The organism is Chitinophaga tropicalis (genome assembly GCF_009758205.1).
GTDB classification, from domain to species: domain Bacteria; phylum Bacteroidota; class Bacteroidia; order Chitinophagales; family Chitinophagaceae; genus Chitinophaga; species Chitinophaga tropicalis.
Genome location: NZ_WRXN01000013.1, coordinates 20,887 through 34,853 on the forward strand (window position 1 = coordinate 20,887; position 13,967 = coordinate 34,853).

At 44.7% G+C, this 13,967-nt stretch carries 19 protein-coding genes; 16 read left to right on the top strand and 3 right to left on the bottom strand.

All coding sequences use genetic code 11. The features are described 5' to 3' along the window. Positions 1-51: 51 nt before the first annotated feature. Positions 52-276 carry a hypothetical protein gene (locus GO493_RS24050; RefSeq protein WP_157308785.1) on the top strand — a complete coding sequence of 75 codons (225 nt, stop codon included), beginning with the start codon at positions 52-54 and terminating at the stop codon, positions 274-276. Between the two features lie 61 nt (positions 277-337). Here the strand turns inward: GO493_RS24050 and GO493_RS24055 are convergent, their stop codons facing one another. Both GO493_RS24055 and GO493_RS24060 read right to left on the bottom strand, forming a co-directional pair. Continuing rightward, complete coding sequence (locus tag GO493_RS24055) at positions 338-568, bottom strand: hypothetical protein (RefSeq protein WP_157308786.1); 231 nt, start codon at positions 566-568, stop codon at positions 338-340. Positions 569-699: 131 nt separating this feature from the next. Further along, a complete protein-coding gene (locus GO493_RS24060) occupies positions 700-921 on the bottom strand; it encodes a hypothetical protein (RefSeq protein WP_157308787.1) in 222 nt (73 codons plus the stop codon). Positions 922-1,064: 143 nt separating this feature from the next. Between GO493_RS24060 and GO493_RS24065 the strand changes: the two genes are divergently transcribed. The 3 genes from GO493_RS24065 to GO493_RS24075 all read left to right on the top strand — a co-directional run bounded on the left by GO493_RS24065 (position 1,065) and on the right by GO493_RS24075 (position 3,899). Beyond that, entirely contained in the window at positions 1,065-1,328 is a 264-nt protein-coding gene (locus GO493_RS24065) for a hypothetical protein (protein WP_157308788.1), read from the top strand. A gap of 18 nt (positions 1,329-1,346) precedes the next feature. After that, positions 1,347-1,658 (top strand): hypothetical protein, encoded by a 312-nt coding sequence (locus tag GO493_RS24070; protein ID WP_157308789.1) that lies wholly within the window; start codon positions 1,347-1,349, stop codon positions 1,656-1,658. Between the two features lie 1,455 nt (positions 1,659-3,113). Beyond that, positions 3,114-3,899, top strand: coding sequence for a DNA adenine methylase (locus GO493_RS24075; protein ID WP_157308790.1), 786 nt, complete (start codon positions 3,114-3,116; stop codon positions 3,897-3,899). A gap of 43 nt (positions 3,900-3,942) precedes the next feature. Here GO493_RS24075 and GO493_RS24080 read toward each other — a convergent pair whose 3' ends face one another. Further along, the gene (locus tag GO493_RS24080) at positions 3,943-4,317 is read right to left on the bottom strand and encodes a hypothetical protein (RefSeq protein WP_157308791.1); all 375 of its coding nucleotides are present in this window, start codon (positions 4,315-4,317) and stop codon (positions 3,943-3,945) included. 142 nt (positions 4,318-4,459) lie between these two features. Between GO493_RS24080 and GO493_RS24085 the strand changes: the two genes are divergently transcribed. The 12 genes from GO493_RS24085 to GO493_RS24140 all read left to right on the top strand — a co-directional run bounded on the left by GO493_RS24085 (position 4,460) and on the right by GO493_RS24140 (position 13,962). Continuing rightward, positions 4,460-4,912 carry a terminase gene (locus GO493_RS24085; RefSeq protein WP_157308792.1) on the top strand — a complete coding sequence of 151 codons (453 nt, stop codon included), beginning with the start codon at positions 4,460-4,462 and terminating at the stop codon, positions 4,910-4,912. Beyond that, positions 4,899-6,278 (top strand): PBSX family phage terminase large subunit, encoded by a 1,380-nt coding sequence (locus GO493_RS24090; RefSeq protein ID WP_157308793.1) that lies wholly within the window; start codon positions 4,899-4,901, stop codon positions 6,276-6,278. Before GO493_RS24085 ends, GO493_RS24090 begins: the two co-directional genes overlap by 14 nt. 54 nt (positions 6,279-6,332) lie before the next feature. Then, positions 6,333-7,070, top strand: coding sequence for a hypothetical protein (locus GO493_RS24095; protein WP_157308794.1), 738 nt, complete (start codon positions 6,333-6,335; stop codon positions 7,068-7,070). Next, positions 7,067-7,789 (top strand): hypothetical protein, encoded by a 723-nt coding sequence (locus GO493_RS24100; RefSeq protein ID WP_157308795.1) that lies wholly within the window; start codon positions 7,067-7,069, stop codon positions 7,787-7,789. Before GO493_RS24095 ends, GO493_RS24100 begins: the two co-directional genes overlap by 4 nt. Before the next feature lie 179 nt (positions 7,790-7,968). Then, a complete protein-coding gene (locus GO493_RS24105) occupies positions 7,969-8,403 on the top strand; it encodes a hypothetical protein (protein WP_157308796.1) in 435 nt (144 codons plus the stop codon). Then, entirely contained in the window at positions 8,400-9,026 is a 627-nt protein-coding gene (locus GO493_RS24110; protein ID WP_157308797.1) for a hypothetical protein, read from the top strand. The genes GO493_RS24105 and GO493_RS24110 overlap by 4 nt, the downstream gene beginning before the upstream one ends. A 3-nt stretch (positions 9,027-9,029) precedes the next feature. Beyond that, positions 9,030-9,320: a hypothetical protein gene (locus GO493_RS24115; protein ID WP_157308798.1), complete on the top strand. Its 291-nt coding sequence runs from the start codon at positions 9,030-9,032 to the stop codon at positions 9,318-9,320. Beyond that, the gene (locus GO493_RS24120; protein ID WP_157308799.1) at positions 9,317-9,583 is read left to right on the top strand and encodes a hypothetical protein; all 267 of its coding nucleotides are present in this window, start codon (positions 9,317-9,319) and stop codon (positions 9,581-9,583) included. Before GO493_RS24115 ends, GO493_RS24120 begins: the two co-directional genes overlap by 4 nt. Beyond that, positions 9,580-10,098 (top strand): hypothetical protein, encoded by a 519-nt coding sequence (locus GO493_RS24125; protein WP_157308800.1) that lies wholly within the window; start codon positions 9,580-9,582, stop codon positions 10,096-10,098. Before GO493_RS24120 ends, GO493_RS24125 begins: the two co-directional genes overlap by 4 nt. Further along, entirely contained in the window at positions 10,095-11,072 is a 978-nt protein-coding gene (locus GO493_RS24130; RefSeq protein WP_157308801.1) for a hypothetical protein, read from the top strand. Before GO493_RS24125 ends, GO493_RS24130 begins: the two co-directional genes overlap by 4 nt. A gap of 2 nt (positions 11,073-11,074) precedes the next feature. After that, a complete protein-coding gene (locus tag GO493_RS24135) occupies positions 11,075-11,656 on the top strand; it encodes a hypothetical protein (protein WP_157308802.1) in 582 nt (193 codons plus the stop codon). After that, positions 11,656-13,962 carry a hypothetical protein gene (locus GO493_RS24140; RefSeq protein ID WP_157308803.1) on the top strand — a complete coding sequence of 769 codons (2,307 nt, stop codon included), beginning with the start codon at positions 11,656-11,658 and terminating at the stop codon, positions 13,960-13,962. Before GO493_RS24135 ends, GO493_RS24140 begins: the two co-directional genes overlap by 1 nt. Positions 13,963-13,967: the final 5 nt, after the last annotated feature.

Consider the following 13,967-nt stretch of genomic DNA (forward strand, 5'->3'; position numbering starts at 1 on the left):
AAGATGAATGTCCTACAAGGATCTGGACCACAAACAATCAGGGTAAAGTAGATGGGGATTCTCTGGAGTACCGGTATTGTGAAGCATGTATGCAAGCCGCCGGCATTGTTGTGTATCTCCCTTCTATGTCTTGGGAAGACGATCCTTTTGACCCAGTACCGGAACGTACCTGCCGGCAGTGCGGGTGTAGCCACATGGATGCCTGCCAGCATCCTGAACATGGGAATTGTTGGTGGGCGGAATCTGATCTATGCAGCCATTGTCATTTCTGGCTAGGAGAATCAAGGAGGTATTCTGAGAAAAAAGGAGATAAGTGATAAAAGCAAAAGCATCGAGATTAATACTGCGCCTGTAGCTGCCAGAAAGTTGTCAGTACATCCATTCTTTTGCTTGGGATAACTCCGTCAGAGGATGCTCGGCTATCATCGCCCTTTTCTGTCCAAGTGAACTTATCCTTTACCCCATTAAGGCTTTCTGTGTCAAACTCAAATGTGTGTCTATCTATTTGGTTTACATGTGCCTTGATACCACTTTCAGTGGTGAAATTTAAAGGATACTTAATCGCCATAAAATTTTATTTAGGCTTGCGAAATAATGAAAGTTCTTTGAGAGAACCAAAAGGCCCCAAACCTATATTCTTGAATAATTGATGATAAATAAGTATATGAAAATACATATTGATTTGAGGCGCACAATTGGTCATTTATACAAACCGAGAGTGACCATGTCCTTTTCAAACTCTTTTGCCTGGTCAGCAGTATATGTCCAAGTGGCAGTACCACCCTTTTGGAATCTGAAGAAAATTTCACCATAGAATCCGGATTGAGTGTTGCCTTCGTACACATTCTTCACAAAAGCTAAATCGAGATCAATAGTTTGGTTGTTTTTCTGCTTAACGGAAGATGTAATAAGATTTGCCATAAATGATGCTTATATGAGTAATGTACAAAAAATAAATATGCCGGAGGTATACAACGATCTCATTTTATCCCACACTGAGTTTGGCAGCAACATGGCTCAGGCCCGTGCAGACATACTTATTCACTTATATAAAACAAACTCATATGCCCCATCTAACAGTAAACCTAGACGGATCAAGGAGACATCTATGGAACGCTTTCAATAGCATAGTAAAGACCTTCAATGAGGGTATTAATAAGGATAGCAGAGAGATTAGGATAAGCATAGATGATCTGGAAAGGCACGTCAGCAACCTGCAGTCACACATAGCTACCCTCTGCTGCAGTTATATCGAAGGCTCGGAAGTGTTTACTGACATATCCGAGAACCTGCCCGATGTAGTGGAATTCAACCCAAACGATTTATAAAAAATAAAACTAATAACAATGGCACTTTGTAAACAAGCCGTAGAGAAGGCCTGGTACCTCTTCCGTGATATGTTGGGAGCAGAAGGTATGTGTATCAACTCTTTCATATCAGAATTTGATAAAAGCTGGGATGAGGATGCCGTCAGGACAGGACATGTGTTTGGAGTCGACAGAAAGTATGATGACGGCTGGGAGAATGTATTCATTCAGTTACGTGAATTTACTCCGCAGCAAAAGGAAATATGGGAAAAAGGGATAGACACTGTTCCCTACTCTTCATTTGTTCATGAGCCCAACCAGCATGGCGTCTGGCAAATAGGGTTCTTTTAGACAGGATTATTATTCACCAAAACCAACCGGGCGCGGAACGCAGTAATTATGGAAAAGGTAACATATAAGGAGCATTGCCTGGCTGTGGCCAGAGACATCGCGATAACGCAATACGGGTCTTGTCCGGACGAAAAAAGCGCATTGCATGAATTCAACCATCTTACAAGTGTGGTGATTCAAATGCAGGCAGAGGCTATCAGGAAGATTATAAAGGACGCCGAAATATGGCATATTCAGGGTATATCCATTGAGAAATACCTGCAGGAGAGGGGTTACCTGCCGTCTTCGGATGGGGTTAAATGTAGGCATTGTGGTGTACGCTACTTCGGTGCATATTGTGAGAATGAAAAGTGTCTCGGACCGAGAGTATCTCCGTAATAGAAATCCACCAGACATGTGGATAAATACATAGGATAAGCCCTTTAAGCGTTTTTTAAGCGATTGCCCATCATTTGTATAATATTGTCCTTCTTTGCGATTATCCGGTTGGGCTGTATGATAAAATACTACCAGAAAGACAAGCAAGCAATTCCTTGAACGCTCAAAAGATGCTTAAACGTTATCAAAAATGATAGTTTAGTATATGAAAATATACTATTTTCGCAAAAGAAAAGGCCCGGAAGGATCAGTTCCAGGCCTAATCAGAAAACTACCAGAAGTGATCATAAATACTGATCATAACTGGGATGACCTTTAGGAGCAGCAGTACCAATGCTCTCCAGCGGAACCCGGTCCGTCCGCATTTCCCTTGTTTCATTTAATCTGGCTTTAAAGCGCCAGTATCTTGGAATCCGTTCGGTCTAAAAAGGCTGAACGGATTTTTTACAAAATTATATACCATTCTTGTTTCCAAATTTTTCTCTTAACTTTTCTTAGATCCATTTTTCCACATTGTTAGCAACTCCCCCCTCTGCCTATTGTTCATTATTCCTGTACGTTGTTACTTTGCATCATAACTTCCCTTTCCCTGCATCTCCTGCTTTTCAGCATGGAGATGTCCATTATTGCAAAAGTACTGATGTATCCAAACCCTTCCATGCTTAGTTTTTAACAGGCTGTGGAAAAAGAAGCGTGAACTTTCGGAAATACTCCCTGATGGTACATTACAGCTGTAAATAAAGTATTAATCCCCATTTAATCCCCATCCACAGCGTCTTTCAGCCTTATGCTTTTTATTGGAATCTGCATTTTTTTGACTGAATAACAGCATTTTATTTAATATATTTATTACTACTACTATATGATCGGCTCTTCCGCCCAGATGGAGCCGGCAAACGCACGTCCGAGAAAGTTATGGTCGGATTGATCCCTTTAAGGGAAATAGCCAGAAAGTGTTACACATGAAGTTCACATTAAATGTATTAAAGGCCTTAAAAAACTGAAAGGTGGAGAAAGGAGATCTACCTGTAGAAAATTAATTTTTAGCTTATATTTGCTAATATTTTTAGCAATCTTATGAAGACACCTATAAGCTACTATGGAGGTAAGCAGAAGTTGGCCCGCACTATTGTTTCCTTAATACCTACGCACATGCTCTATTGTGAGCCCTTTCTGGGCGGAGGTGCTGTATTCTTCACAAAGCCCCAATCCGAAGTGGAGGTGCTGAATGATACTAACCGAGAGCTGATCAACTTCTACCGTGTGGTACAGCAGGACTTTACCAGCCTGGAAAAGGAGATAAGGATAAGTTTGCACAGCCGGGATTTGCACAGAAAAGCCAGCGTGGTATATGAAAACCCGGATATGTTCTCTGATATCAAACGTGCCTGGGCTGTCTGGATACTCTCTTTACAGACCTTTGCGGCAAAACTGGACGGCCCTTGGGGATATGACCGTAGTGGCAATACAACTACTAAAAAGATCACCAACAAACGGGAAGCCTTTACAGAAGACTATGCAATCCGCTTGCAGAACGTTCAGCTGGAATGTGCGGACGCATTGTATGTAATTCGTAGTCGGGACAGTGATAATAGTTTCTTTTATTGTGACCCACCTTACTATAACGCAAACTGTGGTCACTATGATGGATATTCTATACAGGACTTTGAGAACCTCCTGGCAATACTGAGCCAGGTGAAAGGCAAGTTCCTTTTATCCTCTTACCCGTCCGATCTCTTAACCAGGTACACAAAAGAAAACAGCTGGTCCACTCAGGTTTTTGAGCAAGGCGTTTCCGTTAATGCAAAAGGCGGCTATATGAAAAGGAAATGGGAGGTGCTGACAGCTAATTATCAGATATAAAAAAGCCCAAGCTAATTACCCGGGCTTTATCAGAAGAATGCAGTTAAATGTTAGGTTGTTCCTCCTTGCTGTCCTCGCCATCGTCTTTACCATCGGCCTTAATCTTATACTTTTCCACAACAACCTCTTTTACTAAGGTCACTAATTCTCCGTGTACGGGAACGAATTGCTGGTTCTCTATCTTTCCTATTGAAAACTTCCCATCGTCCTCTTTTATATAATAGGAGAAACGGCGAGGCATTTCCAGAAAGCCGCTAGCCTCTTCTATATACCTGAAAGTGACTTGGATTAGGTTGGTTGGCCGCGATTCATGGATATCTTTTGAGCCAGGCATAGCGGTAAAGAAACCGAATACCGTGTACCGGTTATTCTCTTTGCTCACATAGGAAGTTGCGAAATCGCTTGACATATTTATCATAAAATATCTGTTTGCTTCAAAAATAGGAAAGATGTGATAATGGGATTTATAATAGGTGTCCGTTAACTTGCCTTTAACTCTATGGAATCTTTAGGATTATTATAAAGTCAAATAGATTATTTTTGTTTAGAAAAACAGCACAATGGCACATTTAAAAAGGGGAGATCGGCGGACAAAAGAGGAAATGCAGAAAGATGCCCTGGCTAAATATGAGGAACTGGGTAATATCACCTTGGCGTGTAAGAGAGCCAAGGTACCAAGACGAACATTTTACAACTGGCTGGATGAGGAGAAGGATGAGAACAAAGAGTTTATCAAGGCGTTTGAGGTGGCAAACGAGCTGGCAGTAGGAATACTGGAAGCAGAGGCACACAGAAGGGCGGTTACAGGCCTTAAAAAGGGTGTTTTCTACAAAGGAAAAAAGGTAGCAACAGAGCAGGAGTATTCTGATACCCTGCTTATTGTCCTGCTGAAAGCTCATGCGCCGGAGAAGTATAAGGACCGGGTAGCCAACGAGCATACCGGTAAAGGTGGTAAGCCTATACAGAAAGAAGTCATACACCGCGTAATCTTCGATGATAATGCAGGTGGTTGAGCACAAACACCACTTTTCGCATCTTTATAAGCCTGTCTTTACCACAAAGGCCAGGTATATCCACATATGGGGAGGACGTGCAGCCGGCCGGTCTCATTTCGGTACCAGCTACTTCCTCTTCCAGATCACCCAGCCGGGTTACTTCCGTGGCGTCTTTCTTCGTCATGTATTCTCTGATATCCGTGATTCCCTATTTGCGGACTTTAAGGACCGGCTGGAGGAGAGTGACTTTAATGGGGCAGACTTTGAGATCAACGAGAGCAAGATGACTATCCTGTATAAGCCTACAGGCAATACGATCATCAGTAAGGGCTTCAGAAAGTCATCTGGCAACCGATCTGCGAAGCTGAAGTCCCTTGCTGGCATTACCCATGTACTGATAGAAGAAGCAGATGAGAACACAGAAGGCGACGTTAACAAGCTGGATGACTCTATCCGTACAGACAAGATTGAGAACATTCAGGTAATCTTTCTGTATAACCCACCTTCAAAGAACCACTGGTTGATAAAACGGTTCTACAACCTGGTTGATACCGGTATCCTGGATGAGACAGGAAAACCAATACCTTACTACCGCGCTATCCCCAAAACTAATCCTGATGTTCTGGTTATTCATAGTACTTACCGGGACAATATTCGCAACTTGAACGAAAAGACGATAAAAAAGTATCAGTCTTATGGTGATCCTGAATCTATATTCTACAACGAGGAGATGTATTATGTCGATGTGTGCGGCTTGGTACCGGAAGGTGCCCGCGGCAGGATCTACCGCGGTTGGAAACCCGTATCATTGGAGTTCTTCCGCAACCTGCCGTATCCCAGCTATTACGGTATTGACTTCGGTTATTCCGATGACCCAGTAGCTGTAATAGAGATAAAGAGCCACAATAAACGCAACTTCTGGCATGAGGTGGTGTACGAACCTGGCCTCACTAACCCTGCCTTGGCTGATCTTATGCGCGTCCGTGGTGTTCCTCTGGGTGCAGATATCTATGCAGATTCGGCAGAACCCAAATCCATCCAGGAGTTAAAAGATCTCGGCTTCTACAGAATAAAAGAAGCGGACAAGGGACCGGACAGCGTGTTGTTTGGCATCAAACAAGTATCCGCAATGGAAAACTATATCACCGAAGGATCTGCCAACCTGTGGAGCGAAAATGAGGAATACAAGTGGAAGCTGGACCAGAATGGAGAGCCTACTAATGAGCCGGTCGATAAAAATAACCACGCAAAGGATGCCGGCAGGTATGCAATTACTACAAAGAAGCAGTTGAAAAGGAAAAAGAAGATAAAGGTGGCAAAAACCTCTGATTCAGTAGAGGCTCCTAAAGCATCTGCTGATAAATCTAAACTTGATTGGTTGTAATCCTTTGGATTGTAATGTAATCAAATTGATTAACTTTGAAAGAAAGTAGTTCTTATGTTCACATCTGACAATCCGATTGGCCAAACGGCCGAACTGTTAGAGCAGGCAAAATCCTACGCTGAAGACCTGCTCGAAGGCAATCCATCCGTAATTCTCATGGTTAGCTCAGGCCTTGTGGCAATTATAAACCGGCTCAACTTCATGGCCGGCAGGGAATCACAGATAAACAAACCGGTGGAATTCCCTCCTATTACCGAATTTATGGGGGAAGAGATCAAGTACGCTAAGAAGATTGAGAAAGCTGACCTCACGCCTGCAGAAGCGGACAGACAGGATTTCATCAAGAAGGTGGAGCAGTTATATGCGCAGTTTGACAGTATTACACCTGAAGGCCTGTTGCATGGTTATACGCTTCCTGAAGATCAGTTGGTGATCAGAGGTGTGGCAAAACGTGCCGGTGTGGAAGACTATGCTGATCGTGATATCGACATATACTTCCTGGAAGATATTGCCGCAGCAATCCGGCAGAACGCAGCAGCAGACGCGAAACAACAGGAGATCGAAAGGCAGCTGGCCCAGGGAACAGTTGTAACCAACCCACAGGATACCGAAGGCGGTCAGGATAGCGATGAAGAAGAGGACGATGATGATGAGACTATTCCATCTGCACCTGCAGTAGAAGGTACAGAAGCCCAGGCCTCAGCCAACGCGAAGCAGGAAGAAGGGACACTTCCAACACCTACTCCAACAGCCACTAACACTTCCGGTCGCAAAAACCGCAATATCAAATGAGGCTCACAATCAATGACAACCAGGTCATAATACCATCTTCCCTGTCTGAGTTCACCCTCGGACAGCGTATTGCATTCCAGGAGGAATATGGGAATGAGCTGGATACCTGGGCTAAAACCATTCTGGAAATGGAAGATGGTCAGGAGAAAGAGCTGGAGTTCACGTCTTTCCAGATCGAAAAGATGTTCCGGACGTTCGCCTTCTTCGCAGGATGTACACCTGAATCGTTGCAGGAAAGTGAATTCGTTGACGACATAGCGAACATCTACTACTCTTGCCTTACTCTTCTCTTTGAACAGGAGGAACAGATAGAACTGCAGCCTGAATACATCTGGAAGGGTGAGACTTGGGTATTGCATCCCCCACATCTGCAGCACGGCGATAAGATGACCTTTGGTGAGCTTATCGACGCCAAGCAGATTGTTAAGGATCTCAGTGAGCTTGGTAAAAGCCACTGGGATAAGCTACTGCGTCTCTGTGCTATTTACCTGCGCAAGCCTAATGAAGAATACCATGAGTCCTTTGTGTACGCAGATAGTGAGCGGATTGAGATGATGAAAGAACTACCAATGGATATTGCTCTCGCGGTAGGTTTTTTTTTGACCGCTTCAATCAATATATACATAAAACATTTCCTGTCTTCTCCCCCAGCAGAGCAAAAGGAGGAGGAAGGTATTCAGCTCAGCACTTTGAACGCTGGGGATGGGTTAATTTCCTGAAGTCTGTCGCCAAGACGAAGGTTTTCGATATACCTGGTAGCCGGTTAAACAGCATAGAATGCGCGAGAAAAGCAAAAGCCTTTGATGTCCTGGTGTATGCTTCTGAAGAAAAAGAGATGAACGAGGCACAGGCACTGGACTACGAGGAAGAAACTAAAAAACATAAATAATTCACAATTATGAACGTAATCGAGCAGTACAACGCACGTAAACAGCAATGCCTGCAGGCGCAAAAGATGCCCTCTGCATTGATAACAGACAGATGGTTCACGGCTGTTAAAACAGCCCTATGTTGTAGCTCTCCGATGTCTTTAGGGATTCAGGTTACAGACTTCCGGCGCCTATATCACTCCGACAAAGACGAGCTAACGCTCATGGATTTTGCTATTCTTTCTAACAACCTGGAATCAAAAAGCGCCAACGAACTGGGTGTACCCATGTATGAGTACCTGGCATCCCTTTCTGAAGGCGTAGCGCCTGTAAAGCAATGGCAGGATGTAGTTAGCGAGATTGATGAAAGCATCAAAAAGGAACTGGCGGAAGAGGCAATTAAGATGAAGGAGGCCGGTATCAACCAGGTTGGTGGTTTCTTAAATAACCCTGCCAAAGCATGACCAGTTATCCTTTCATAGAGGCATTCTTCCGTAACGTCCTGGAAAAGTCGAAAGGCATCCAGGGACGTTTCCATTTGTGCCCGCGTTATGGACTGGAGATCAACAGTGATCAGCTGGAAGAGGTCCTTAAAGACGATGTAAGGCCGGATACTGGGAGGAAGTACCCTCTGGTACTCATGATGCCTCCGAGGAGCCAGGGTAGATTCACAGCTCCTGAAGGAGAGTGGGAGAAGTACCGGTGTGTATTGTTTTTCCTAACCCCAACCTATTATACCGGCAACAACCAGGTAAAGGTGCCTAACAAAACTACTGGTACCTCTACTCACACCGTCCCGCAGGACTGGCACGATATGAAAAGGTGTGCTGTCAGTTTCCTGCGTGTACTCGACAAAGTGCAGATACAAAAGGACCTGGTACAATCCACGTTCCGCTTGGGAGGTAGCCAAGATCAAGAACGAATGATAGATCCTGTCTCTTTCATTGGTTCAGAGCGCATCTCAGGTATTCGTCTGGACTTCACATTCTCCCTGTTCGTTGGCTGTGAGCTGGAAGACTATAACCAGGAAGACATTAATTCAATCACGATTCCGGAGGCAGATCCGCATCCGGAGCATAAACTGTAAGCTATGTGGACAAAAGAAGATGAATTAAGCAAGCTGGCATCTTTGGAGGCCTTACAATTTCCGTCTCTGCCGGTTCAGGAAATCCCATCTGCACCAACAGCATGGCCTAACTGGCCTAAAGAGGCCCAACCTACCATTACAGACCAAGCAGCTGCAGAGCGTTTGGGTATGAACATTGAGCGTTTCAAAGAGATTCAATGCTACACGTTGGAATTAAGGAAAAAGTATCCGCACATGAAGCCCACTCGGATACAGCGCAAAGTCACCGAACACTTCAAAATCAAGCTCACATGACAGTAAGGGAGATCGCCGGCAGGATACCGGCTGAGTATCGTAAAGAGATCCTGGAGACCAACATGATCAGCCAGGCCACAGCGAATAGCGCAGACGTGTCTATGCATTACCTGTTGACCATCTGGAAAAACTACGTGGAACCAAACGAGATTGTCGATATGGGCTGTGGTCTCTGTAAAGAAAGGATCCTGAAAAACTACCGGGAACTGCAGCCCATCCTGGTAGAATTGGAAAAACAATCAAACCTACTGAATGCGCTATGATCAGAACACCAGAAGAAGTAATGAAAGGAGGCGCGGCCATAGTGGAGGCAGGCATAAAGGAGGAAAGTCGGGCCCAAGGCCACTACCTTACTGGCGCCATGCAGAATTCGTTGTCCGTGGTTGCCGGTAGGTTTGCCAACGCCCGCGTGGTCTTCGGTACTGCGGTTGATTATACTCATTATGTCAACAAGGGGGTAGCTGCCGGCAAAATCCCTTTTCAACAGGGCTCCGGGGCTGGTAAATCGGCTTATATCGAAGGGCTGAGACAGTTCTTCATCCTGAAGGGGTTGTCCGATAAAGAGGCTTTAGGAGCTGCTTTTGCGACAGCGAAGACTCATAAGAAAGAAGGCATGCCGAGTAAGGGCTCTTATGCACACAGTTCTACCGGCCAGCGTACCGGGATGATTGAAACTGCAATGAGAAAGAAGGAGCCTCAGTTGGATGCTCATATGAGCACTGGCTTTGACAGCCTGGTAGAATATGAATTCCAAAAATGTAAGTCAGAAACAGTATGATCACAGCCATCACAGTACAGCCAACCAGTAACAGCCTGCATGCAGCATATAGGCCTATTGTTTTCCAGGTAACGGCTGTATCCCTGTTTGACACGTTTATACAGCCGCCTGTTGTGTATTGCGACATATATTTTGGGGGGGTGTATTATAAGACGGTCTCTAAGACCATACCTCTGGCTTCTGGTGAGTGGCAATTCGATATCCAGGATGCCGCGCAAGAATACCTGCGGAAATATCTTGCCCCAAACGCTGGCACAGAATTCTACCAGGCAACTCCGGCGATGACAAAGTCTTTCTGTCGATTCAGGGCCTCTGGTATCAACACGAATGGCTTTGTTGTCCCAGAGGGACTTATACCAGTTCAGGGCACGGGAAGTCAGCCGCCTGTCAATGGGGGTGGTACAGAAAGTAATTCTTTCTACATAGTGAATGCCACACTGCAGCACGAAGACAACCAGAATCTTGCCGCTCATCTGAATACATATAAGAACGGAACCTGGTCCGCCCAGGCCTGGCCTCTTACACATCGTCCACAACCTTATCCGATTGGTCTGTCGGAGAGCGATTACTACCCAATCGCTTATACTGGTATCAGCCCATTGAAGTGTATCAATGTTTATTACCGCTTCCGTGGACAAACCACATTCCATTCGGCAACAAAGTGCCTTGAAAACCCCTGTCCAATTGTTCAGATAGTACATAGTGAGGTAACGGTTATTGATGAAACAGCTCAAGAGCTACAATTCTTTCATCAGGTCATGCCGTATTATGTCACTGGTGTAAAGATGGAATACAGACCAATTAATTCAGAAGATGACTTTACCGTGATCTTCTATGATCCAGAGCAGGGATCAACACCGGGGGAGGGTATTGAGATAACTGTTCCTCGCGATATCTATGATGTTTACTTCACGGCTATAGGTAATTGCTCTGGAGGAAGGACAGCTCATCTTGTAATCGGAGAAACGTTATAATCATGATCAGCACAGAATCTGCATATCACATACCTGACGGAACAAAGAATGTTGCTACCCTCTTTCCTTCAATATCCTGGAAAGACGTAGAAGAATACTACCTGGTAATTAATAATCTCGAAGGCGATCCCATTGCAACTACCTGTAACAACAAGATAGTAGGCGGCATAGAAGATAATACTGTCCGTCTTCACTTCCTGAATAGTTTGGGCATGATAGATGCCGTTAACTTCTGCCAGGTACAGGAGGACTATGACATAAAATCTGATAACTCAGAAAAGCCGTTGTCGTATCCTCTGATAAAATCAGACGGTGGTAGCGCCAGGTACAACATCCGGGCAAACGAGAGTTACAAGGTCATAACCACCTTGTATTCTGAGGAGCAGATGAAATGGCTGAAAGAGTTATTCTCCAGCCCTGCAGTATGGGTTGAATGGAAAGGGACGCAGGGACAGGCAGATGATTACCTGCCAGTAGTTCTCGCTGATGCAAAGTATACAACACTGAAGATAGAAGAGCGCTACACCTACCAGGTAACTGTAGAGTACAGATTGTCCAACCAAGATATTACAATACGCAACTGATGTCATCTAATAAGTACATAAAGATCAAGCTGGACGGCCAACCACTAGACCTCACCGATACAGATATTCAGATAAGTATCAATTATCAGGTGGAGGATACAGACGATTTTACAAAGAAAAAATCCAGTGAAGCCTTCAACATTACAGTACCGGCTACAATCAACAATGATCAACTGGCTAATACCTTGCATAACCCCGACATTGAGGATATGACCGATGGCAAAGCATTCCGGAGCTATCGTAACGGTAGCATTGAAGCTAACGGAGACGAATTGCTGGTCGGTAAGGCCTTCCTTACTTCAGCTACTCACACGAACCGTCCTATATCATACCAGTATGATTTTTATGGTAATAATGGGGATTGGATAATTCCGCTGAAGGAAACCACCCTGTTTGATCTTCTGAAGCACATCAATTTCACATTTACAAAAGATGTCATTGTCGATTCCTGGGAATTCAACGGTCGGCTTGAAGGCTTACCATATGTTTTTGCCCCTGTACGGTACCGGGCGCCTATGGATATCTATGATGAAACTATTGTTGATGGTGATTACAAGGATGACAACATGACAGCCCTATACATGAAGCCTTCTATCAGTGTATACTGGCTGATATACTGGGGTCTGAAGAGCGTTGGTTACCAGATACAGTCAACCTTCATGGATACCGATTACTTTGTTCGTCAAGTCATGCCGTGGACCTGGGGTAACTTCCTCAATGCAGAGGGTAACAGGCAGGATAACCTCAAGTTCCTGGCGAAAGGAACGGAGCGTGTGCAATCTCCCAATAACTACGACGCATACATAGATGTGAAGGCCAGTAATGACTTTGAGGAAGGTGGCTATGACACAAACAATGTGTACACTTACAGCTCTGTAGATTGTGAAATGAAGTGGACGTATCCTACGGCTTTCGATTATAAAACGATCAAAGCTACTTTCAATTTACAGATAGACTGGGAAGTGCTGCTGAATACTAATAGAGAGGTGCTGGTGAGGGTGGATTGGATTGTCAATGGAGGAGCACCAATTGAACACGAAGTCGTCCACGCATCAACCGGGCCAACTTTTGGTTTCCAAAAAAGAGACGTATTTGACGACTTCTTTACAGTGGAAGTTAATGCATTAGATACCATATCTGCAAAGGTGTATGTAAAAACGACAGGAACGTCTGTTGGGGTCTCTTGGGCAAAGTTGGAGGTGATCCAGTTCACTATTTCTGATATTACAATTCCGTTGGGAGGTGAGATCAACTTTGAGAACTACAATGGGTTAAAGAACTACAAGTTCCTCGATTTTCTTGCCGGCATCTTTGACTGCTACAATATCATACCTGGTACCGACCCCGTAAACAAGGTGGTGCTCATGGAACCCGCACATCCATACTCACTGGATAACAGTGCTACTCCCACGCATGCCGGCTATTTCAACGCCGATTATCTGGACTGGAATGATAAACAGGATCTTTCGAAAGAATCTACTATAGAGCTTTACCGGGACTATGAGCGAGAGCTGACAATGAAGTTTAAGGATGATAGCAACGACGGTCTCTTAAAGGTGGTGCAGGAACGTAATTCTACCACCCTGGCTGCTGCCAAGTATGTGTTCCCTGAACGATTTAAGGCAGAGAAGAAAGACCTGGAGAACCGCTTCTTTTCGCCAGTAATGCACTATGAGGTGGCTCAGTGGCAGGGAATTGCAACTCCGGCCAAAACCCCGCAGATGATATGCATCGTGCCAGAAAACGTTAGCAACACATCAAACGAGGAATCACAGCACACTTTCGCACCTAAACTGGCATATTATAAGGGTGTGGTCAGTGATGCCGGCGGTTGGCGCTTCGATGGGGATGAGTACACTACGTTCCCTTTCATGTTTGCCGTCAACTATCAACCAGGTGGCCAGGACGATCCCATACTATCATATTGCGATGAAATAACCGGTAGTGCCCGTGGTAAAGGGCTACTTCGCCGGTTCTTCCTGCAGCGTTTCGCCATCATGCGCAATGGTCAGTTTTATACCACTTTTTTCCGCCTGAACAACAAAGATGCTACCAATTGGTACCACAGGGAGCATAAGATCTGCCGCGGACAACGTTGGGAGTTGGTAAAGATGACTAATTACCGGCCTCTTTCTGAAGGCTCTACAGAGTGTTACCTGCGTAAATGGTCACCCATCACTGAAGAAGATTACAACTCAGTGTTTCCATCGTTCAAACTTACTCCAGACAAGTACGATACAAAGTATTCACCATTAAAGTGCTTGGCCAAAGATGTGCCAGGTCCTTTAAATGAAACTGAACTTTAATAACT

Bases quoted from the DNA above. Each gene is read 5' to 3' on its own strand.
- GO493_RS24065 (WP_157308788.1), top strand. From the start codon at position 1,065: ATGCCCCATCTAACAGTAAACCTAGACGGATCAAGGAGACATCTATGG.
- GO493_RS24100 (WP_157308795.1), top strand. From the start codon at position 7,067: ATGAGGCTCACAATCAATGACAACCAGGTCATAATACCATCTTCCCTG.
- GO493_RS24050 (WP_157308785.1), top strand. From the start codon at position 52: ATGGGGATTCTCTGGAGTACCGGTATTGTGAAGCATGTATGCAAGCCG.
- GO493_RS24060 (WP_157308787.1), bottom strand. From the start codon at position 921: ATGGCAAATCTTATTACATCTTCCGTTAAGCAGAAAAACAACCAAACT.
- GO493_RS24095 (WP_157308794.1), top strand. From the start codon at position 6,333: ATGTTCACATCTGACAATCCGATTGGCCAAACGGCCGAACTGTTAGAG.
- GO493_RS24140 (WP_157308803.1), top strand. From the start codon at position 11,656: ATGTCATCTAATAAGTACATAAAGATCAAGCTGGACGGCCAACCACTA.
- GO493_RS24105 (WP_157308796.1), top strand. From the start codon at position 7,969: ATGAACGTAATCGAGCAGTACAACGCACGTAAACAGCAATGCCTGCAG.
- GO493_RS24115 (WP_157308798.1), top strand. From the start codon at position 9,030: ATGTGGACAAAAGAAGATGAATTAAGCAAGCTGGCATCTTTGGAGGCC.
- GO493_RS24090 (WP_157308793.1), top strand. From the start codon at position 4,899: ATGCAGGTGGTTGAGCACAAACACCACTTTTCGCATCTTTATAAGCCT.
- GO493_RS24135 (WP_157308802.1), top strand. From the start codon at position 11,075: ATGATCAGCACAGAATCTGCATATCACATACCTGACGGAACAAAGAAT.
- GO493_RS24075 (WP_157308790.1), top strand. From the start codon at position 3,114: ATGAAGACACCTATAAGCTACTATGGAGGTAAGCAGAAGTTGGCCCGC.
- GO493_RS24110 (WP_157308797.1), top strand. From the start codon at position 8,400: ATGACCAGTTATCCTTTCATAGAGGCATTCTTCCGTAACGTCCTGGAA.
- GO493_RS24080 (WP_157308791.1), bottom strand. From the start codon at position 4,317: ATGATAAATATGTCAAGCGATTTCGCAACTTCCTATGTGAGCAAAGAG.
- GO493_RS24055 (WP_157308786.1), bottom strand. From the start codon at position 568: ATGGCGATTAAGTATCCTTTAAATTTCACCACTGAAAGTGGTATCAAG.
- GO493_RS24130 (WP_157308801.1), top strand. From the start codon at position 10,095: ATGATCACAGCCATCACAGTACAGCCAACCAGTAACAGCCTGCATGCA.
- GO493_RS24085 (WP_157308792.1), top strand. From the start codon at position 4,460: ATGGCACATTTAAAAAGGGGAGATCGGCGGACAAAAGAGGAAATGCAG.
- GO493_RS24070 (WP_157308789.1), top strand. From the start codon at position 1,347: ATGGCACTTTGTAAACAAGCCGTAGAGAAGGCCTGGTACCTCTTCCGT.
- GO493_RS24125 (WP_157308800.1), top strand. From the start codon at position 9,580: ATGATCAGAACACCAGAAGAAGTAATGAAAGGAGGCGCGGCCATAGTG.
- GO493_RS24120 (WP_157308799.1), top strand. From the start codon at position 9,317: ATGACAGTAAGGGAGATCGCCGGCAGGATACCGGCTGAGTATCGTAAA.